Origin of the sequence: Labrenzia sp. THAF82 (assembly GCF_009363435.1) — a bacterium.
GTDB lineage: Bacteria > Pseudomonadota > Alphaproteobacteria > Rhizobiales > Stappiaceae > Roseibium > Roseibium porphyridii.
Genome location: NZ_CP045354.1, coordinates 1,130,619 through 1,150,163, shown reverse-complemented (window position 1 = coordinate 1,150,163; position 19,545 = coordinate 1,130,619). Strand labels below are relative to the sequence as shown.

18 protein-coding genes are annotated in these 19,545 nt (G+C 55.3%); 7 read left to right on the top strand and 11 right to left on the bottom strand.

What is annotated here, in order from left to right:
• Positions 1 to 14 precede the first annotated feature (14 nt).
• The 3 genes from FIV00_RS05570 to FIV00_RS05560 all read left to right on the top strand — a co-directional run bounded on the left by FIV00_RS05570 (position 15) and on the right by FIV00_RS05560 (position 4,391).
• Entirely contained in the window at positions 15 to 2,189 is a 2,175-nt protein-coding gene (locus FIV00_RS05570; protein WP_152499816.1) for a diguanylate cyclase, read from the top strand.
• 229 nt (positions 2,190 to 2,418) lie between these two features.
• Positions 2,419 to 2,754, top strand: coding sequence for a hypothetical protein (locus FIV00_RS05565; protein ID WP_152499815.1), 336 nt, complete (start codon positions 2,419 to 2,421; stop codon positions 2,752 to 2,754).
• Positions 2,751 to 4,391, top strand: coding sequence for a BCCT family transporter (locus tag FIV00_RS05560; protein WP_152499814.1), 1,641 nt, complete (start codon positions 2,751 to 2,753; stop codon positions 4,389 to 4,391). Before FIV00_RS05565 ends, FIV00_RS05560 begins: the two co-directional genes overlap by 4 nt.
• A gap of 68 nt (positions 4,392 to 4,459) precedes the next feature.
• Here FIV00_RS05560 and FIV00_RS05555 read toward each other — a convergent pair whose 3' ends face one another.
• The 4 genes from FIV00_RS05555 to FIV00_RS05540 form a co-directional block, all read right to left on the bottom strand.
• Positions 4,460 to 5,551 carry a LacI family DNA-binding transcriptional regulator gene (locus FIV00_RS05555; protein WP_152499813.1) on the bottom strand — a complete coding sequence of 364 codons (1,092 nt, stop codon included), beginning with the start codon at positions 5,549 to 5,551 and terminating at the stop codon, positions 4,460 to 4,462.
• A 99-nt stretch (positions 5,552 to 5,650) separates the two neighbouring features.
• Complete coding sequence (locus tag FIV00_RS05550) at positions 5,651 to 6,187, bottom strand: OmpA family protein (protein WP_247649344.1); 537 nt, start codon at positions 6,185 to 6,187, stop codon at positions 5,651 to 5,653.
• 41 nt (positions 6,188 to 6,228) lie between these two features.
• Positions 6,229 to 6,873, bottom strand: coding sequence for a L,D-transpeptidase (locus FIV00_RS05545; protein ID WP_152499812.1), 645 nt, complete (start codon positions 6,871 to 6,873; stop codon positions 6,229 to 6,231).
• Positions 6,874 to 7,010: 137 nt separating this feature from the next.
• On the bottom strand, positions 7,011 to 7,916 hold the full coding sequence (locus tag FIV00_RS05540) for a DMT family transporter (protein ID WP_152499811.1): 906 nt from the start codon (positions 7,914 to 7,916) through the stop codon (positions 7,011 to 7,013).
• Between the two features lie 127 nt (positions 7,917 to 8,043).
• On the opposite strand from FIV00_RS05540, the gene FIV00_RS05535 reads away from it, so the two are divergent.
• The gene (locus FIV00_RS05535; RefSeq protein ID WP_152499810.1) at positions 8,044 to 8,499 is read left to right on the top strand and encodes a methylated-DNA--[protein]-cysteine S-methyltransferase; all 456 of its coding nucleotides are present in this window, start codon (positions 8,044 to 8,046) and stop codon (positions 8,497 to 8,499) included.
• Positions 8,500 to 8,538: 39 nt separating this feature from the next.
• On the opposite strand, the gene FIV00_RS05530 is transcribed toward FIV00_RS05535, so the two are convergent.
• The 3 genes from FIV00_RS05530 to FIV00_RS05520 form a co-directional block, all read right to left on the bottom strand.
• Entirely contained in the window at positions 8,539 to 10,497 is a 1,959-nt protein-coding gene (locus FIV00_RS05530) for a M1 family metallopeptidase (RefSeq protein ID WP_152499809.1), read from the bottom strand.
• Positions 10,497 to 11,807 carry a ChaN family lipoprotein gene (locus FIV00_RS05525; RefSeq protein WP_152499808.1) on the bottom strand — a complete coding sequence of 437 codons (1,311 nt, stop codon included), beginning with the start codon at positions 11,805 to 11,807 and terminating at the stop codon, positions 10,497 to 10,499. Before FIV00_RS05525 ends, FIV00_RS05530 begins: the two co-directional genes overlap by 1 nt.
• A gap of 275 nt (positions 11,808 to 12,082) precedes the next feature.
• A complete protein-coding gene (locus tag FIV00_RS05520; RefSeq protein ID WP_152499807.1) occupies positions 12,083 to 12,322 on the bottom strand; it encodes a hypothetical protein in 240 nt (79 codons plus the stop codon).
• A 190-nt stretch (positions 12,323 to 12,512) separates the two neighbouring features.
• Here FIV00_RS05520 and chrA point away from each other — a divergent pair, with 190 nt between their 5' ends.
• Entirely contained in the window at positions 12,513 to 13,847 is a 1,335-nt protein-coding gene (gene chrA / locus FIV00_RS05515; RefSeq protein ID WP_152499806.1) for a chromate efflux transporter, read from the top strand.
• A 40-nt stretch (positions 13,848 to 13,887) separates the two neighbouring features.
• Here the strand turns inward: chrA and FIV00_RS05510 are convergent, their stop codons facing one another.
• The 3 genes from FIV00_RS05510 to FIV00_RS05500 form a co-directional block, all read right to left on the bottom strand.
• Positions 13,888 to 14,421 carry a MarR family winged helix-turn-helix transcriptional regulator gene (locus tag FIV00_RS05510; protein ID WP_152499805.1) on the bottom strand — a complete coding sequence of 178 codons (534 nt, stop codon included), beginning with the start codon at positions 14,419 to 14,421 and terminating at the stop codon, positions 13,888 to 13,890.
• Between the two features lie 235 nt (positions 14,422 to 14,656).
• Positions 14,657 to 15,817 carry an MFS transporter gene (locus tag FIV00_RS05505; RefSeq protein WP_152499804.1) on the bottom strand — a complete coding sequence of 387 codons (1,161 nt, stop codon included), beginning with the start codon at positions 15,815 to 15,817 and terminating at the stop codon, positions 14,657 to 14,659.
• Positions 15,818 to 15,955: 138 nt separating this feature from the next.
• Entirely contained in the window at positions 15,956 to 16,963 is a 1,008-nt protein-coding gene (locus FIV00_RS05500; protein ID WP_152499803.1) for a putative metalloprotease CJM1_0395 family protein, read from the bottom strand.
• 173 nt (positions 16,964 to 17,136) lie between these two features.
• Between FIV00_RS05500 and FIV00_RS05495 the strand changes: the two genes are divergently transcribed.
• Positions 17,137 to 17,946, top strand: coding sequence for a creatininase family protein (locus FIV00_RS05495; protein WP_152499802.1), 810 nt, complete (start codon positions 17,137 to 17,139; stop codon positions 17,944 to 17,946).
• A gap of 257 nt (positions 17,947 to 18,203) precedes the next feature.
• Entirely contained in the window at positions 18,204 to 19,142 is a 939-nt protein-coding gene (locus FIV00_RS05490; protein ID WP_152499801.1) for a LysR substrate-binding domain-containing protein, read from the top strand.
• A gap of 75 nt (positions 19,143 to 19,217) precedes the next feature.
• Here the strand turns inward: FIV00_RS05490 and FIV00_RS05485 are convergent, their stop codons facing one another.
• A complete protein-coding gene (locus FIV00_RS05485) occupies positions 19,218 to 19,520 on the bottom strand; it encodes a helix-turn-helix transcriptional regulator (RefSeq protein ID WP_152499800.1) in 303 nt (100 codons plus the stop codon).
• Positions 19,521 to 19,545 lie beyond the last annotated feature (25 nt).

Below are 19,545 nucleotides of genomic sequence, written 5' to 3'. Positions count from 1 at the left end.
GAACGGGGGCATTGATGATCGAAAGCATAACTCTGAATCTGGATCAGTCGTTTGGCGATCTGAAAGAGTGCGTGCTCGTGACCGATGCCGAACGAACCATCGTCTTCGTCAACAAGGCGATGGAGACACTGTTCCGCGTCGACAGGACTGAGCTGATCGGTTCTCAAACCAAGCGCTTCTTCGCCGACCCCACCCAATTCGAACAGATGGCAGATCTCTATCGAGGGCCGTCAGAAAAACAGCACAAACTAACGCACACGATCGACCTTGTTCTTGGCGATGGGTCGAAAACAACGGTTGAAGTTGTCAGCGCACCTTTGTTCAACGCCGAACGTGATGTCTCCGGCATCTTGTTCATTGCCCGGGATATCAGTGAACGCAAAGCACTTGAAAGCAAACTCAGCGACATTGCCCTCACACTGGAAGACGCACTGGACGCCATTCTGGAAGGGTTTGCGATATTTGATGCCGACGACCGGCTCGTCCTGTGCAATGACAATTACAGGGACATTTACGCCCATTCGGCTCCGGCAATGTTTCCAGGCAACCGGTTCGAAGACATCCTGAGATTTGGCCTCGGAAAGGCTCAATATGACACCGGTGACCTGCCGCAAGAGCAATGGCTCAGCGAGCGGCTGAAGTGGCACCAGAAAGCCGATGGCAAGGTCCTTGAACAGAAACTGCAGGACGGGCGCTGGATCAGGATCTCGGAGACCCGCACACGCACGGGGGGAATTGCCGGTATTCGCGCGGATATCACCGAATTGAAGGAAGCCAGAGCCCAGGCCGAAAGCGCCTACAAGAACCTGTCGCTGATTGCGGATAATGTGTCGGCCAGCATCACGGAAGCGGACAAGGACGGGAACTGCCTTTTCATCAACAAAACCGGCTGCCGTTGGTTCAATGGAACACCGGAAGAATTGTTGGGAACCCGGCTTCGGGACCGATTGCCCTGGAAGGAAAGAGAAATCGTTCGCACGGTTTTCCAAAATGCGTTGGCAGGCGACAAGGTAACCCACGAAGCAAGGTTCAGCTTTCCGGATGGCGTGAGCAGGGAGTGTTTTCTGGAGGCGACGCCCCGTCTCAATGAAAGTGGTGAAGTGGACGGTCTCGTGGTGCTTGTCACCGATATTACGGATCGGAAAAAAACCGAACGAACGCTTGCTGAACTCTATGCGATAACGTCAACGCGCGAACTCGGACACGAAGACAAGATCGCAGAAATCCTGAGGCTCGGCTGTGAGCATTTCGATCTTCCCTTCGGCATAATCTCGCATGTGATTGACGAGCACTACACGATCACCCACGCCCTAAGTCCGAATGCCGAACTCGTCCCGGGAACGTCCTTTGACCTTAAGGACACCTACTGCACGGTTGCCTTGTCGGCCGATGAGCCGATCGCAACGTCGAATGCAGCAGAGTCACCTTTCGCGAAACACCCCTGTTACGGCATCTTTGCGCTGGAAAGCTATATTGGCGCTCCTTTGCTGGTCGACGGTGTTGTCCACGGAACGATCAACTTTTCTGCGCCTGAGAAAAGAACACGCGACTTCACGCCCGAAGACATTCAGATCATACGCCAGTTCGCCGACTGGGTAGGCCACGAAATCGCCCGGCAACGAGATCATCAGGCGCTCATGGATGCGAAAATCAGTCTTGAACGCGTCGCCAGCATCGATGATCTGACCCAGATTTTGAACCGACGTGCGTTCCTTGAACGTGCCAACACGGAAATCCAGCGCTTCCGGCGAACCAAGCGCCCGTTTACTGCGGTGATGCTCGACATCGACAAGTTCAAGCAGATCAACGATATGCATGGTCATTCCACCGGCGACGAAGTGTTGGCGAGATTTGCCCACACGGTCGGAAGTGAACTGCGCGCTGTTGACGTGTTCGGCCGGGTCGGCGGGGAAGAATTCTGCATGATCCTCAACGAAACCGACATGGACGACGCCATGCAGGTTTGCGAACGCCTGCGCGAGAAGATCGTGAATGAATGCCAGTTCGACAGGGTGAAGCAGACGATAACCTGCAGTCTCGGGCTTGCAACCGCATCACGCGAAGACGTGGAATTCTCGACGCTGATGCAAAAGGCCGATACGGCGCTCTACGAAGCCAAATCCTCCGGGCGGAACAAGTGCGTTGCCTATCAATCCTGCAGGGACTCAGCACTGGCATCAAGAATCTGATCACTCATTCCGAGCTTTAACCGGCTCACGCCGATCCGCGTCGCCTTCCAATTTCCAGATGCCGTATTTGACTGCACGCCCCGCCTGCTTCACAGTATTTTGGAACGGTGGCGGAGCGCACCAAGACCAACCAAAAAAACTTCAAAATTTCCGAAATAGCGGCCACCGCTGGAACATCTTCTCGAGCGTATTCCAATCGTTTCTCATCGAGCAGATCAGGGAGGGAATTTTGATTGATCATCTATACGCCCTTTGTAATCTGACATACCCGTCCGAACTGGCGAGAGCGCTGGCCGCAGAGCCTTGCCTTGCAGCCAAAGGGTCAATCTGCCGTGACGCGATCAGTCTCATTGGATTCGGTCATACGACACGCACCCAGGGTGCTCGTACCATGCGATTCTCCGGTGCAATTCCGGGTCTGGACAAAGTGGCCCGAATGCGAACTGTTATTCCAACACCGGTCGAATCTGGTCCTAAATCAATGATTTCCACTCCGGCCACGATGGCATTGCCGTATTCCACGTCAGACAACGCCTTTCACCCAACACAAGGAACGCGCCCATGAGCGACAGCGACACATCCCAGGGCATCCGCAATCCTGAAGGCGATGCCAATATCATCGACACGGACTATGAAATTGGCCAGGACAATATTGAAGCCAAGGTCGGCCCGTTCAATCTGGACATTCACAATCCGGTCTTTCTGGTATCCGGCCTGACAATTGCCGCGTTCACCTTCCTCACGCTGGCTTTTCAAAATGATGTTGGCCCCCTGTTTGACGCTTTGCGTAAATGGCTGACATCCAACCTGGACTGGTTCTTTATCATCTCCGGCAACATCTTCGTCGTTGCCTGCCTCGCGCTTATTGTCACCCCGCTCGGCAATGTGCGCATAGGCGGTAAGGACGCGGAACCCGACTACAGCTATTTCGGTTGGTTCGCCATGTTGTTCGCCGCAGGGATGGGCATCGGGCTGATGTTTTTCGGTGTCCTGGAGCCGGTCTATCACATGGCTTTTTCCTCACCGGTCGGCGTGCCTGCTCCGTTTGATGCCGACGGCAATCTGATCGCAGAAAATGTCGCCGCCGCAAAGGCCATGGGAATGGCGGCAACGATCTTTCACTGGGGACTGCATCCTTGGGCGATCTACGCCGTTGTCGCGTTGGCTCTTGCCTTGTTTTCATTCAACAAGGGTTTGCCGCTCACAATGCGGTCGGTTTTTTACCCGATTTTCGGAGAGCGCACCTGGGGATGGCCAGGGCACATCATCGATATTCTAGCGGTTTTCGCGACCCTGTTCGGGCTCGCGACATCTTTGGGCTTCGGTGCGCAGCAAGCGAATGCCGGCCTCGATTTCGTTTTCGGAATTCCGATCAGCAACACGGCGCAGGTCGTCCTGATCATCGGCATAACGGCAGTTGCACTGATTTCGGTTTTGCGCGGCCTTGATGGCGGCGTGAAGGTACTGTCCGAAATCAACATGCTGATTGCGGCCCTTTTGCTCCTCTTCGTGATCTTTGCAGGGCCGACTGCGACGCTGGTATCAGGTTTCGTGTCCAATCTCGCCTCATATGCGCAAGAGATCATTCCTCTTTCGATGCCGTTTGGTAGAGACGATGACGGCTTTCGTCAGGGCTGGACCTCCTTTTACTGGGCCTGGTGGATTTCCTGGTCGCCCTTCGTCGGCATGTTCATCGCCCGTGTCAGCCGGGGAAGAACCGTGCGGGAATTCGTCGTGTGCGTGCTGATCATTCCGACCATCGTTTCGGTCATCTGGATGACGGCGTTCGGCCAAACCGCAATCGAACAGGTTCTGGCTGATCCTGAAGGCAGTCAGGTCCATCAATACGTGATTGCGAGTTACAGTCCCGAGCTTTCGCTTTTCGGCATGCTCGCCGACCTGCCACTTGCTTCGATCACCTCGTTTATCGCCATTGTTCTGGTGATCGTGTTCTTCGTTACCTCGTCCGATTCAGGCTCGCTGGTAATCGACACGATAACCGCGGGAGGCAAGGTCGACGCGCCGGTGTCACAGCGGGTATTCTGGTGCACTTTTGAGGGCCTTGTTGCGATCGCCCTGCTGCTCGGTGGAGGATTGGGCGCATTGCAGGCAATGGCGGTCTCCACGGGCTTTCCCTTCACCATCGTCCTCCTGCTCGCCTGTTATGCCATTTTCAAAGGCCTAATGGACGAACCACGATGATGGTTGTCGAAAAAATGAAAGGGCGGCTACAGCCGCCCCTTTTGACGTATTGACCCTAAATCAGGGGGCTAATCAGCCAATTTCTGAGCTAGGCGGACACCCGGAGGCGGAGAACTCTCGCGAACCTTGAGTTCGGGTTCAATCACGATGGGCGTGTTGGGAACGCGATCACCGGCGATTTGCCGCAACAGGGTCAGGGCAGCCAGTCTGCCGATCTTGTCGGGTTGGCTGTTGACGGATGTCAGCGCAGGTGTCCGGGCATCAGCCCCGTCGATATCGTCATAACCCGTCACGGCAATATCCGGTCCGGGCTCGATTCCGGCGCGACGGAAGGTCGTCATCAGACCGAAGGCAACCAGGTCATTGAAACCGACAATGGCCGTCGGCCGCTGCTGAACTTCAAGAACCTTGGACACGGCCGCACGTCCGTCGGCCTGCGTCATCAACTCAGGCAGATCAAGCTGGCTGTCTGGATCGAGCCCTGCCTCACTCATCGCCTTGCGCCATCCCGCGTTTCGATACTTGCCGGTGGAACTGTCGCGGCGCCCGCCAATCATGGCGATATCCTTGTGCCCCTGGGCAAGCAGATGCCTGGTGATTTGAAAAGTCCCGGACAAATCGTCACCACGCACACACGGAGCCCAGACGCCCTGAACCTCGCGAGCAACAAGAGTGACGGGTATACCCTGGTCCACCAGTCGATTGATCTCCTCAGCCGAGGTGCCAACCGAAGGGCACAGGATCAATCCATCTGCGCGATGCTGCAAAAGCGTGTTCACAAACGCCCGTTGCCGTTTCACGTCGTCCCGGTGATTGCAGATGAAGATCATCTGTCCTTGTTCTTCAAGAACATCTTCGAGAGCGGAAAAGACTTCGGCGAAAAACGGGTTCAGAATGTCATGGACAGCCACGCCGACAATCTGACTGCGCGCTGTCCGGAGCGACGCAGCCGACCGATTGTAGATATAACCAATTTCCTGCGCGGTCTGCTTGACCTTTTCACGCGTTTCTTCTGCGACAAGCGGGCTGTCACGAAGCGCCAGCGAAACCGTCGCGGTCGAAATGCCCAGCTGGTCTGCGATATGTCCCAGTGTCAGCCGCTTGCCGGGTTTCGGCGGAAGGTTCGGCGTAGGAGACGATGATCCGTTGTCTTCAGACATTTATTGTTCTCAGGTGACCGCTGCGGCAGTGGCAGAGAGCGTTACAGCCCTCTGCCTTCGCGGTAAACAGATTTTTGTTATTTATCTGAGGCACGCGCCTTATCGACGCGCCTGAGGTGCAGAATCGTCATACTCCTCACGCAAATTGACCACGACGCGTCGATTTTGCGACTGACAGGCCACTTCGTCACAATCCGTCACCGGACGCTCGACGCCATAGCCTTTGGCCCAGACCCGCTGCGACGGCACGCCCAGCTTGACCAGTTCAGCCACAACGGCATCGGCCCGCTTGGTGGAAAGTGTTTTTTGCGCTGCCTCACTGCCCGGATCGTCTGCATGACCCTGAACTTTCACCAGCCACTTCCTGTTGTCTTTTAGCCATTTGGCCTGGTTCTGAAGCGTCATCTTCGCCTCATCGCTGACGACCGACGACCCTTTGGCGAAATAAACCCGGCGACCGACATTCATGATGAACTCTTCTTCGGACCCAGGTTTGATTTCAACAAAACCTGCTGCAGGCGCATTTGTAACGTCAGGCGACGTCAAACCGCCCGCGCTGTTGCACCCTGCCAACCCCAACAAACATATGCCGGCGACAATCACGCCCTGGCCTGACCGGCCCAACCACTTACCCAACGAAGCCCCCAAATTCTTTGCAAAACAGCACCGCGCCAGACTTATCCGGCGTTGGCACCAAGATGTTCAAGCACCAGTACGGCTGTTCCCTTGGGGCAGCGCTGGTAAAGATCGATAACGTCTTCGGGCAACATGCGGATACATCCGCTGGAGACGTCATGTCCGATGCTCCACGGCTCCAGAGTTCCGTGCAAGCGGTACCCGAGATCTTGTCCGTTCCGGTAAAGGTACAGAGCCCGCGGGCCAAGCGGATTGTTGGCTGCACCGCCATCCACCTTGCGCGGCAAATCGGGTTGACGCTTAAGCATCTCAGGCGGCGGCACCCAGCGCGGCCAAAGGGCCTTGCGGTCAATTCGCGCTCGGCCGTACCATTTGAAGCCTTCACGACCAACACCTACGCCGTAGCGAAGCGCTGTGTTGTTTTCCCAGATCCAATAGAGAAAATGGTTGGTGGTGTCGACAACGACGGTACCGGGCGGTTCCGGACTGAAGTACTTCACCATCTGCTTGCGCCAGACGGGTTCTATCCGGTTCAGATTGGTTCGCCTGTATTGGAAACCATTGTCATCCTGATAGCCGTTGAAATATGCATTCGCTGCGGCATTTGCCCGCGCGACGTGCGGCATGGCAAGCGTGCCCGCAATGGCGGCAGCGCCTCCCAAAAACGTGCGGCGGCTCAAGTCCATCCCATTCCTCCTAAACAGGCTGGCGGCCCTTTCTGGCCAGTCGGTAAATCCAGCTCGTATTAAGAGGGAAAGACAGGTGTCGCGTCAACCGCCACTCATGATTGATTCCAAGCGTGCCGTTGCCCGCAGCAACAAAGTCAAAGCGACTTCACGCGCTCGCGGTAAAGAATATAGAGCCCGGAGGCAACCACGATTGCCGCCCCGATCAAGGTCGTCACGGTCGGGACGTCATTGAAGAACATGAGGCCAAGCCCGATCATCCAGATGATTTGGGAATACATGAAAGGCGCAAGCACCGGCGCAGGTGCAAGCGTGTGCGCCTTTATGAAAAGCATGTGTCCGCCGGCGCCAAGTACACCAGTCCCGAGCAACAATATCCATGTCCAAAGGTCGGGTGGCATCACCCAGACGCTCAGACCGGAGGGTGTCATCAGGATCGACGCAAGCAAACCGGAGATGATCAGCATCCCTGCGGAATTTTCGGTTGCAGTAAGCTGCCGGGTCAGCAGCGCATAAAGAGCATAGCTTATCATTGCTGCAACGGAATAGATCGCAGCCCAGTGCATAGCGCCTGTACCTGGCTGGGTTACGAAGAGAACACCACCGAAGCCGACAAGAATGGCCACCCATCGCCTGGGACCCGCCCACTCTCCAAGCAAAGGTCCGGCCAGTGCAGTGATGAGCAGAGGTCCGGCAAACATGATGGCAGTCGTCTCTGCCAGCTGGAGATAACGGACAGCGAGAAAATTGAAAACTGTGGTGCCAAGCAGGCAGAGCGTTCTGATGATCTGAAGAACGGGTCTCTCGGTCTTGAGCAATGACGGAGCGTTCCATACCCTGAAGGCAATGATCGCCAGAACGGCATGACTGACAAATCGTATCCAGGCGATCTGCAGCGTCGGCAGAGTTGCCGAAAGATACTTCGCCACAGCATCCAGAATTGAAAAACTCAGGGCCGCAAGAACGATAAGCCCGATGCCCGCCAAGGGTGCTGACGGCAACTCGACGCCTGCAATTGGCTTCTGCCCTTTGTTTTGCCTCATACGCCTTGCGTCCTCGCAATTCTATCTTGCTCACTTGGGCGCATTCGAACGGCACGCTCGGCCTGATGCATAGCTTGCACTTGAAACGGTCACCGGATACAGAAATTGAAGAAGGCCGGAGACAGGCATGCCCATTTTGGAAATAGAAACGTGGCTCGGGCGCCTATCCATCCGGGAGGATGAAGGCGCGATTACCCAGTTACACTGGAATGGCACCCCAGGCAAAGAGGAAACGCCTTTGCTGCTTGAAGCAGCAAATCAGATCCAAGCATATCTGGATGGAACGCTGAAAGACTTTGACTTGCCGCTTGCCCCGAAAGGCGGAGAACTTCACCAGTCGGTCTTCCAGGCAATGCTGGCGATCCCGTATGGCGAAACCAGAACCTATGGCGATGTCGCCAGGGAATTGGACACCTATGGTCAGCCCGTTGGTCAGGCCTGCGGTGCCAATCCCATCCCCATCATAATTCCATGCCATCGTATTCTGTCGGCAAATGGACTTGGTGGATACTCGGGCTCAGGCGGCACGGACACCAAGATTGCGCTTTTGAAACTGGAAGGCGGCTACCCGTTCCTGCTGTGATCAGTTCCACCTTTGCAAAACAGATTTGATGATACGCGGTCAATCCGGAAACACAAATTCCAGCGGGCTCGATTCCACGGGCCAGATGCCCCGTTCAATGGCCTTGTTTCCAGCATAGGTCACATAGCTTTGGCGCCCGTAGTGAGGCAGCGATCGTACCAGCGCGCTCAGAGCGTCACCATCGCGGGCCGAGATCAACATAACAGGCAGATCATCTTCCAATCGGGTCACCCAGGCAGCTGCCGTGTTGCCGGTATCATTTTGAGGCAAACCTTCCAGCCCATTCGCTGTGGCAAACTCTTCGATGACCTCGCTCGGACCGAGTACCACAGTGGCCTTTTCTATCTGCCCATGCGTGCTGATGGGTGTGGTAACTGTGTCGTCGCCCAAAAGCCGCGCCAACAACCTTTGCGACGCGTCGACAAATGGACTTTGTTCGGAAAGAAGAAGCACGTCCACTGCAGGCGCTAGCGTCACATCTCGAAGGATCGCCGGGCTTTCGCCCGGCAACAGACGGCGAAAAACATCGAAAGATGGATCGACATTGAGTCGCAGCGGTTTGGTTTCAGATTGAATCCGGAAAGTTTGTTCCCGCTCAGACAGCCTGACATGTTCACTGACAAGGCGACCCCTTGTTTCAATCACAATTGGAATATTCAGGCTGTAGACCGAACCGATCTGGCGGATTGTAAACTCGCTGACATAGCCATTGGAACCGCGGTGAACATCGGCCATCGACAATTGGATTTCCGGAGCAACCTTGCTTTCAAGCCATTGTTCGAAAAACCAGCCGAGATCACGACCCGTCACGGTTTCAAACGCGTGACGCAAATCAGACCAGTCAGCATATGAAAACTTATGCTCTGCCCAGAATTGTTTCAGGCTCTCTGTAAACTTCTCATCGCCGATTTCGCCCTTCAACATGTGAAAAACAAAGGCCGCCTTGTTGTAACCGACGATTTGCGACGCATCGTGTCGCTTTGACCGGAACGCTTTCACCGGCATATCGCGCTCGGGAGGCAATGCGGCAAAGTCTCTAAGCCAATCAAGGCGCATCTGTCTCGCCGCTTCCGGACCCTTGTCAGCCTCAAGCGCGTAGTCCGCCATATAAGTTGTCAGACCCTCTGCCCAGTTGCCCTCCCGATAGTCGACAAAGACGCCGTTGCCCCACCAATTGTGCAAAATCTCATGGGCAAGTGAGCGTCCCTGCATAAAAGGGAGTGGCACTATCATACGGCCGACATATGCCAGATTCACAAATCCGTACCCAACGGGAAGCGGCGATGAAACGACGTGGAAATCCTGATACGGATACGGGCCGATCTCGCTTGAAAAGCGGTTCAGATAAGCTTCGGACTTTTCCAGATACTGATCTGAAAAGTCTTGAATATCCTTGTGAAAATATGTCCTTAACCTGACATTCGAGGAGACCCGTTCTGCCTGGGCATAAGGCCCAATGAACACAGAAGGAGGCTCCAGCGCCATATCCGAAATGAAGGTCGCTGAAGTCGACGAGGCCGTTTCTGTTTCCTCAGACAAGCGGCCTGAGGAAACCGCCCGATAGGGACGAGGTACGGTCACCTGAAGTTCATAACTCAAGTCTTCCGCTTGAGTGATGGGAAACCAGCCTGAACTGCCGAAGAGAGCCGCCCCATCCGATCCCGCTGGTATGGTTTCGGGAATGTCGCCGCTTAGCGTCAAGAATACGATTTGACGATCACGTCCTGGCAACGAAATGACGCCACCGCCACTCTGCCGATCTAGCTCAACAGTGGTTCCGTCTACGATCACCCGATCCACATCTAGCCAGTCAGCGAACCGCAGTATCAGCCTGTCGGTTCCATTGACCGTGATCCGATTTTCAATCTCAATCGCTCTCGCATCTGGATCGACATACAGGTTCACGTTGTAGTGGATCGTCCTGTCCGCGGCGATGGAGGGCAAAGCAAAGGTGAGCCCGCAAACAACGGCAAAGGTGACCCGGATAACGCCCTGCATCAGTTGGTGTCCGAAAGAGACGGAAACTTTGCAACCAGGGTCTGGATTTTACCGTCACGCTCTATTTCAAGTGGAAGCCATGTGCCCGGCGCCTGTCGCTGGATGATCTCAACAAGGTCTGCCGTCGACGACAAGTCTTCGCCGGCAGCTTTTAAAACCACATCGCCACTGCGAAGATCTGCCGCCTGCGCGATGCTGCCATCCGACACGTGGCTCAACAAAACACCTCCGTCGCTTGCCTCTTCAATAAAAACACCAAGCCTGGGGCGTTGCGGTTGGTCTTGAACCGTCTCCCGGTCGTCCACGAGAAAGACCAGATCTGCGATCGACGCCTCGATCGTCCGGCACTCGCCTGTGACAGATACCGGCAACAATGAAACGATCTTTCCAGCGCCTAGGCTTTCGAGTTGATGTGGAACACCAAATCCGTGTTCAACATGACCACGCCCCAGAATGCCTACGACAAGCGCGCCCGGATTCTCTTCGCTGGCTTCGAACAACGCTTCGGCCATGGCCCTGTCCCAGACGAGCTGTGCATCAACGAATTTGTTGAAGTCGGACCGGGCAAGAATATCTTCGACGGTTGGTTCTTTTGTTTCCGTCTCACTGTCACTGTCGGCCACCCGCCCGATACCATGCGAAAGCTTGCTGGAAAAAACCGCTGCGAGCGCTTCCCGATAGGCCTGGCTTGCGGGCGTCGGTGTGCTGATCCCTTGCCGGTCCGTTTCCGCAACAGCCTCCCAACCGTCGCGGCCAACTGTTGAAACAAGACTGCGATCGACATTGATCGCTTTCATGTCGAGCCGGTTCTGGCGGGCGAAATTGAAGAGCGGCAAATAAAAATCGGCGTCATAACCCCAAACGTCGTTCCAGCGCGCTTCCTCAAGAAACGCGTCCTCGAGCAGATCGCCAGCGGTCCATTTGTCGAGAACCGGCTGCGTTTCACGCGGAAAGGCCTCGAAGCCGACGATGATGTCCGGATTATGCGCAAACAGTCCCGCGAGCGTGTGGATTTGCCAGAGATGATCTTCCTTCGAGGTATGAGATTCTCCCAAGAGCACTATCGAGCCTTTAGCCGCCTGCAACAGTGCATCTTCTGGCGGCACAGTGTTGCCAGTTGCTGGATCAATCCATTGCCCGGCCGGTCCGCAAATTTCAAAGTGTGAAGTTGAGTCATGCCCATCGGTCTCACCGGAGTGTGCAGGACTGAAGGAAATGCTCGCAAACACCAGAGCACCGCAGACGATCCTGGCAGTTCTTTTCGTGAGCGAAGACTTGTGTAAATCAGAGATACCGGTTGCAGGTCCCAAGTCACTCTCCTAAGGCTTTTGTCCCCGATGGCAAAGGACGGGGACTGAATGACAATCAAGGCATTTTGCGCAGGGCCCTGCTGCCGGCTGACCGGGATCACATCGAATGCGAGCGCAAGGTCGTTTGAACCAGCGTGACGCTGTGACGCCTTTGGACGCGTCTGCACTCAAGTGTCGCCGTCCTGACCTTTGCAGGTCAAACCGTCAAATTGTCACTTGCGACAAGACGCGCCATTCCTGAAACAAATAGGCTCGGCAACGAAAAGCGACAGCCGTCAGAAGAGAACAAACCCGAAGAAGACGACGATAACAGCCAAAGTGAGCCAGATCAGAAGGTCATTCACATGCGAACGGCGCGACTTGATTTCAGACCATGCGGCGGCCTCAGGCTCTGATCTTAGCCCGAAGGCCGGTCTCTTGATGGCGGTGTTGGAGACATGCGAAAATCGACGGCGAAGCTCTGCAGCCCTGCGAGCTCCCCGTTCCTCATTGAGGGTCTGATATCTCGAAACCATCTCGAATTCCTCCGATCAATCGACAGCAACGTCTGTCGGAAATCTGGTCTCCAACAAAGCCAATTTCAAATGACCGTTTTGTAATGTTTCCGAAGTTGGGTATGCATCTGAAAAACAACGAGCTTTCCATGTCTTATGATCTTCATCATCAGGCAGTAGGAAAATCCGTCTTCAAGTAGAAAAGTTGTCAATGTCATCTTCTAGCAAACAAGACGGATCGGCACTCGGTCAGAATTCCGCACCACCTCTTTCCGAAGTGATCGCTGTTTCCCTGAAGGTCGGTTTATTGTCTTTTGGAGGGCCTGCCGCTCAGATCTCGGTGATGCACAAGGAATTCGTCGAAAACCGAAAATGGCTTTCAGAAGACCGGTTTCTGCACGCCCTGAACTACTGCATGTTGTTGCCCGGGCCGGAAGCCCAACAGCTGGCGACCTATTGCGGATGGTTATGCGCGCGCACCATTGGCGGACTGATCGCTGGACTGCTTTTCATACTTCCCGGCGCCTTCGCTATGGCGGTCGTCAGTTTCGTGTATGCAGCATATGGCGACACGGATGTCATCGTTTCCGTGTTTTACGGCGTTAAGGCCGGTGTTCTGGCAATTGTTCTCCAGGCCTTGTTGAAAATCGGCGGGAAAGCCCTGAAATCGCGTCTTGCCTGGACTATTTGCGGTTTGTCCTTCGTTGCGCTGTTTCTCTTTTCGATACCGTTTCCGTTAGTCATCATTGCTGCGGCAGTCAGCGGCCTGATTTTCGGAACCCCACCGGGCTCCATACCTGCAGAAGAAGGTGCGCAATCTGAAAGCACGTCGCTTCTTTCAACCCTCCGAACGGTTGTCGTCGGGCTCCTGATCTGGATGGCTCCCCCAATGATGGCAGCATTGGTGCTTGCGCCCGACAACGTCCTATTGGAGGTCGCAGAGTTCTTTTCTGTATTGGCTGTCGTCAGTTTCGGTGGCGCCTATGCCCTTCTCAGTTACATGGCTCAAGTCGCCGTTGAAACGAAAGCCTGGCTGAGTGCGGGAGAAATGCTCGACGGCCTCGGGCTTGCCGAAACCACGCCGGGACCGCTGATCCTGGTAACTCAGTTTGTCGGCTTTCTGGGTGGCTGGCGGGACCCTGGCGCGTTCTCGCCGCTTACAGGCGGCCTGCTGGCGGCAGCGATGACCACGTGGGTAACCTTTGCACCCAGCTTCCTGTTTGTGCTTGCCGGCGCTCCCTGGATGGAACGACTGCGAGGCAACAGGGTCCTTGCCAACGCCCTGTCCGCAATCACTGCCGCGGTTGCGGGAACCATTTTGAACCTGGCCGTCTGGTTTGCGATCAACGTGCTTTTCACCGACACAAGCACGGTTCGATTTGGTGCGCTGGAAGTCATTTGGCCCGATCTTGCAACCATTGACCCGGTTCTTGCCGGAATTGCCGTTTTGGCAATCGCCATGGTTTTTGTCGGCGGACGCGGCATGGCGAGCGTTTTGGCGGTCACCGCGAGCCTGGGGTTTTTGGCGAGAAATTTTCTAGGCTGAACAGATCGAAGTTCAGAAACGCTCGCCTCTGAATATGCGGTCAGGCAGCAGTGCGCGCCTTTTCCTTGGATTTTGTCTGCTTTTCCGCATTTGCCGTTTCGTCTTCGGTGTCGAAATCAGCTTCATGCTCGGGATCGTCATCAATCGAAATGGAAAGGTTCTTCTCAACTTGCCGCAACAATTTACGCAGTTTCTTGCGATCCTTGTCTTCAATGCCTGCCATCGCCTCCCGCTCAAGGCGTTTCCAAGCCTTGTCGACGGAAGTCACCAGGTCACGGCCCTTGTCCGTCAGATGAACCCTGGCAAGACGTCCATCCGTGTCGGACACCTGTCGACGCACAAAGCCCTGGCTGGACAGACGGGTCACCATTTTTGTGACGGTCGGCGGCTGAACACCCAGAGCGAGCGCCAGCTGACTCATTGTACGCCCGTCGGAATCTGCAAGCACCTTCAGAACAAGCTCCTGTCCCGGATGAAGTCCTATCCGCATCAGATGCGCTCCGGCGCGGGCACGTTGTGCCTTCGCAGCCTGAACCAGGCGGAATGTAATGCTCTTTTTGTAGTTAAAAGCCATCGCCTAAACCCCGTAATCAAATCTATCCGAATCACCTTCGTCTTCAACGCGGCTGCAACATAGAGGGAGTATTTAACCGTCAAATGACATCGCGGCCACAATCAGCCTTTTTTGATAATAAGCCGACGCTTGAAATAATTTAGTTGGCTCAGCAATGTCTCAGCGACCGGTAATGAGCCCACCTGCATTGATTGCCGGGCTTCCATTCTTGTTCTCCGCTCTGAGAGCTCGAGCGTTAGGATTTAACCTGAAGCGTACCGGCTAGAAACGGTATCAGCAGTGTCAACAGTGCGACCGCACCAAAGGAAGCCCGAAGCGACCAGACTTCACCGATAAAGCCTAGCAGTGGAGGTCCAAGAAGAAATGCACCGTATCCTAGCGTTGCGACAGCGGCGAGCGCCGGACCTTTGGACATGTGCGGATCAGCGGCAGCGCGCGACATTGCAAGGGGAAACAGGACTGCATATCCAAGCCCCATGACAAAGCAGCCGGCCCAGACTGACCAGATGTTGATGCCCGACACGAGCAGAAGGCAGCCGAAAAACGCCACGACACCGCTTATCCGGGCGACACGGACCGGACCGAACCGGGCAACAACAGCGTCTCCCGTTAAACGCATCACCACCATGGCGATCGAAAAAACCGTGAAAGCGGTCGGAGCAATGGCCTCCGAATAGCCAAGTTCCTCGATCTGAAAGAGGGCCGCCCAATCAGTGACCGCGCCCTCGCCCAAGGCAGCAACCAGCGCCACCAGACCGGCGAGTACAAGAGCCCCTTTTGGCAAGGCAAACAGGGGGGCCTTGGTGCCCGTTTCCGAGACGTTGTCCATTTTCGGCCAGCTCTGCCACCAAAACCAGAAGAGAAAAGGAACCGTTGCAAGGCTCCAGGCGCTGAAATGCTGTGTTACCGACAAGCCGAATTCGATCGCAAGACTGCCAGCGGCGGCGGCAACGCCTGCCCCCAAACTGAAAAGGCCGTGAAAAGACGACATGATCGGCCGCGCACGGACTTTCTCAACCTCCGTACCCCATCCGTTCATGGAAACGTCAAGGGCGCCAAAAGAAAATCCGGCGAAGAAGAGCGTCAACGCAAGCACATAAGTTGTTGGCGCAAGCCCGACCAGGACGAACGAGACAACCGTCGCGACGGCGAGCGCCTTTGACACCGGGGCCGCGCCGAGCCTGTCAATCAAGACCCCGGTGAACGGAAAGGCCACGAAGGCGCCGCTGGCCATGACAAGCAGCAAAACACCGAAACCGCCTTCACTCAGACCGGTTGCCGATTTGATGTCCGGGATCCTGGAAGCCCAGAGCCCTATGAAACTGCCGCACATGAAGAAGATCGCCGAAACTACACGGCGTGCGGCAATTGCCTGTTCCTGGTCGGGAATACGCATCGTCTGACCTGAAAAGGGGAAGAACCCGTAAAAGTGAGGGAGTATCTTTTGTCACGTCTGGCTTGCTTTCACAAGCGCATGAAATCGCGACAGGTCTTGAATTCCGATGAGCCTGGTTTTCGATCCTGAGGAAGATCTTCAGGCGATCAAGGCTTCAATCAGGCGCTGGCTGTCGTTGTTTTGCTCAATGAGCGAACGATAGGCAGCTGCGGCTTCCTCACTGGCACTGCGACTACCAGTTTCGGCATCCTTACCGGCGTTACTGTCTGAGCGCTGTGAACCGTCTACGTCCGTTTCGTTACTGTCTTCATCTATGGAACCAGACTGTTCCGAACTTGGCCTGGTATCGGTGTCGGCGGGATCGACAGGCGCATCATCGTCGCCTCTCAGTTCTTCGGCCTTTAGCTGGCGCGATTCTGCCTGAGCTTCAGACAGCTGGGATCGCGCCTGCTGAGCAACCTTCAGATCTTGGGACGAAGGTTCTGCGGGAGCCAGAGCGGCCCGGATGACAATCTGCATCTTGCGGATTGTAGCTTCCGGCGTGCGCTCTTTGGCAGTGTCGATCTGCACTTCTCCTCCAACGGCATACCGCTTGCCGTCCGGGCCCTGCTGAAAGGTGTAGCTTGGGGCAGACGCATAGGCTCCTCCAACGCGTGCGTGTGCCTGCTCATGTGCCCTGACCTCTCGATCACGCTTGGCAAGTTCCTGGACTTGCTTTTCCTCTGCTTCATTTAGACCATCTCCGTCCGGATCTTCTTTCTTTGACGAGTTTTGCTGCTGTGCCAGTGCACCACCGATGCCTTGCGCGGGTGCTGGAGCTGCCCCCTGACTGTTCGCATTGGAGGCGCTCTCTGGTGCAGTCTCCGCGCCGCCGGCGTCGTCGCCGGTGGCCTCTTGAGCGCTATTTGATTGAGCGGCATCGGGATCAGATGCGCTCGTGCTTTGAAGCGCCAGAACCGCAGCAGAAGTCAGTGGTTGGACGCCGCCGGATCTGGCAGCAGCACGCCGGTTGCTCACAAGACTTTCGCGCGCACTTTCCTGTGCCCGGTCCGAACTGTTTATGCCCGTACCAGGTTCCACCTCTCCGGCGACACCGCTGCTTCTCAATAGGTTCGCCGGCGTATTCGACAAGAGAGCGCCGATCATGCCCTTGAGTGTCTCAAAGACACGTCGCCAAATTCTAAACGGCAGTTAAGGCTAATTGATCATAAATTCGTGAGCTCCGTTCCACGGCCAATTGGAACTCGCCTTGCCCGGTCCTGACAGGTATGCAAAGCAGGTTGACGACCCGGCGATGACTTATCCAGCAGGACCTGACCATGCTTCCCAAACATTTCTGGCAAGACATGATTGCCACGGATTTTTTAAGCCCAAACTGTCGGAACTGGATTGCGGTCTTGCCGGTAGCCGCGATTGAACAGCATGGCCCTCATCTGCCCATCTCTACGGACACCACCATAGCAGAGGGGCAAATAGCACGGGTTCTGGAACTTCTGCCCGCAGAATTACCGGCAACTTTCTTGCCGATACAAACCGTCGGCAAATCCGATGAGCACATTTCATCTCCTGGAACGCTGACGCTTTCCTGGGACACCGTCACCCGCTCATGGCTGGAGATTGGCGAGAGCGTTGCCAGAGCGGGAATTCGGAAAATGGTTCTGATCAATTCCCATGGCGGCAATGTTCCGGTTCTTGACATCGTCGCACGTGAACTGCGCATCAAGCACGAAATGTTTGTGACCGCGACGAACTGGTTGCGCTTTGGCCAGCCCGTCGACCTCTATCCTGAGGAGGAGTTCACATATGGCATTCACGGTGGAGATATCGAAACATCGCTGATGCTGCATCTGCGGCCCGATCTTGTTCGCATGGAACATGCGGAAGATTTTAGATCGGAGCAACAGGCGTTCCTGACCGAATTCAAGCATCTGCGAGGTCACGGCAAGGCGCAATTCGGCTGGAAGGCCCAGGACCTCAACACAGCGGGCGTACAAGGCAACGCAGCAATGGCAAGCGCTGAGAAAGGGAAACGCTCGCTGGACCACGCTGCAAATGGGCTCATTGAGCTGCTGGCGGATATCAATTCCTATGATCTGGACAGACTTTGGACACCACAGAATCAAGATTAGTATTCTGATCGACAAGTCATGAACAACCAGAAACCCGCTCTAGCCTTCACCACAACCCGCCTACACGCTTTAAATGGCCATCAGTCAAGCAAAGTGGCAATCCATTTGTGAAAATACGTAGAATTCATTTCAGTAAAAATGACCTAAAGGTCAAAAAATATCTGGTCATGTGCGGTGTATTGCCGAACTGTTGACCTTGGACAAATTAACAGACACAGTATTTGAAACTAAAATCGGGAGGGTGCGCTCGCGGAACCATGAACCTGTCAATCCGGCAACTGGCGACTTTTCGCGAGGTTATGCGCAGCGGATCAATTTCTGAAGCTGCTCGTACGCTTGGCAGAACACAACCAGCCGTGAGTTCAACAATCGCGGGGCTGGAAACCGAGCTTGAGCTAAAACTTTTTGTTCGCGAACAAGGTCGTTTGGTTCCCACTCCTGAAGCAGAATTCTTCCTGGAAGAAGCTGAGGCAATTCTGAAGCGGCTGGAGGTCTCCAAGAGAACCTTGCGGGGTTTGGCCAACCGGGAACACGGTCAATTGCGCATTGCTGGCATTCCCGAAGCTGCAACGGATTTTCTGCCCAGGAGCCTCTCCCGTTTCATCGCAGACAAACCAAGCGTCAAGGTTGCTCTTGCGAGCCGCACGTCTGGCGAAATTGAAGAGCTGATCGCGGCCCAGCAATTCGACATCGGCTTTGCCGAAACCCCGCGTGCGCGCAATTCCTTCGATCAGATTGATTTTGACTTGGAATGCATGTGCGCAATCCCCGCGACGGATCCACTTGCGTCCAAGGAAGTCATCACACCAGCCGAGCTCGATGGTTATCCGCTCGCATTGCTGCATTCCGAACACCGAAGTCACAAGCAGACACTCGCCCGCTTCCGGGATGCCGGCGTTCGCTTCAATCAACGCTTCGAACTTCAAACGGCGCTGCCGGGTCTAAGGTTCGTGGAGGCCGGATTGTGCGCCCTTGTCTGTGACATGATCACCGCCTTCAAGGCCCAGGAGGAAGGGCGTCTCGGCTTGGGGCCACCGAGGATCGTGTTCCGCCCGTTCAGGCCACGCATTCAAAACAGCCTGTCGATCCTGACACCGACCCATCGACCGATTTCCATCGTGGCGAAGGACTTCTGCGATTTCCTGGCTGCAGAAGTCGAGGCGATCCGGTCTTCCATGATCAAGAGAACCGCCTGATATTGGTTCCAAACCTTCAAGCAAGCGGCACGATCAGCGCCGACAGGCAACGCCTTTTGGCGTAACTGCCCGTGTTCAAACGGCAGCGTGCCGGAAACTTGCACTGTTGGCGGCAACAATTGCGACAGCATTCACACGGTTCTTGGCACCAAGGCGTGTGATGGCATTTCGAATATGGGCTTTCACGGTTGCCGTGGTGACATCCAGTTCCCAAGCGATTTGCTTGTTGACCTTGCCTTCGCACAGCTTGAGCATGATCTCCAGCTGACGCGGAGTAACCATTTCACTCAGGTTCAGAGGCCAGCGGATATTGCTTGCAACCAACCTGTTATCTGTACCGGTCGCAGCGCTAGAATTCAGGGCAAAATGGGCAGTCATGTCTGTCGCTCCACCTATTTGTCAT

Excerpts from the sequence above, each read along its gene's own strand:
- FIV00_RS05560 (WP_152499814.1), top strand. The coding sequence starts at position 2,751 with ATGAGCGACAGCGACACATCCCAGGGCATCCGCAATCCTGAAGGCGAT.
- FIV00_RS05485 (WP_152499800.1), bottom strand. The coding sequence starts at position 19,520 with ATGACTGCCCATTTTGCCCTGAATTCTAGCGCTGCGACCGGTACAGAT.
- FIV00_RS05530 (WP_152499809.1), bottom strand. The coding sequence starts at position 10,497 with ATGCAGGGCGTTATCCGGGTCACCTTTGCCGTTGTTTGCGGGCTCACC.
- FIV00_RS05505 (WP_152499804.1), bottom strand. The coding sequence starts at position 15,817 with ATGCGTATTCCCGACCAGGAACAGGCAATTGCCGCACGCCGTGTAGTT.
- FIV00_RS05520 (WP_152499807.1), bottom strand. The coding sequence starts at position 12,322 with ATGGTTTCGAGATATCAGACCCTCAATGAGGAACGGGGAGCTCGCAGG.
- FIV00_RS05570 (WP_152499816.1), top strand. The coding sequence starts at position 15 with ATGATCGAAAGCATAACTCTGAATCTGGATCAGTCGTTTGGCGATCTG.
- FIV00_RS05555 (WP_152499813.1), bottom strand. The coding sequence starts at position 5,551 with ATGTCTGAAGACAACGGATCATCGTCTCCTACGCCGAACCTTCCGCCG.
- FIV00_RS05535 (WP_152499810.1), top strand. The coding sequence starts at position 8,044 with ATGCCCATTTTGGAAATAGAAACGTGGCTCGGGCGCCTATCCATCCGG.
- FIV00_RS05540 (WP_152499811.1), bottom strand. The coding sequence starts at position 7,916 with ATGAGGCAAAACAAAGGGCAGAAGCCAATTGCAGGCGTCGAGTTGCCG.
- FIV00_RS05500 (WP_152499803.1), bottom strand. The coding sequence starts at position 16,963 with ATGATCGGCGCTCTCTTGTCGAATACGCCGGCGAACCTATTGAGAAGC.
- FIV00_RS05495 (WP_152499802.1), top strand. The coding sequence starts at position 17,137 with ATGCTTCCCAAACATTTCTGGCAAGACATGATTGCCACGGATTTTTTA.
- FIV00_RS05510 (WP_152499805.1), bottom strand. The coding sequence starts at position 14,421 with ATGGCTTTTAACTACAAAAAGAGCATTACATTCCGCCTGGTTCAGGCT.
- FIV00_RS05490 (WP_152499801.1), top strand. The coding sequence starts at position 18,204 with ATGAACCTGTCAATCCGGCAACTGGCGACTTTTCGCGAGGTTATGCGC.
- FIV00_RS05545 (WP_152499812.1), bottom strand. The coding sequence starts at position 6,873 with ATGGACTTGAGCCGCCGCACGTTTTTGGGAGGCGCTGCCGCCATTGCG.
- chrA (WP_152499806.1), top strand. The coding sequence starts at position 12,513 with ATGTCATCTTCTAGCAAACAAGACGGATCGGCACTCGGTCAGAATTCC.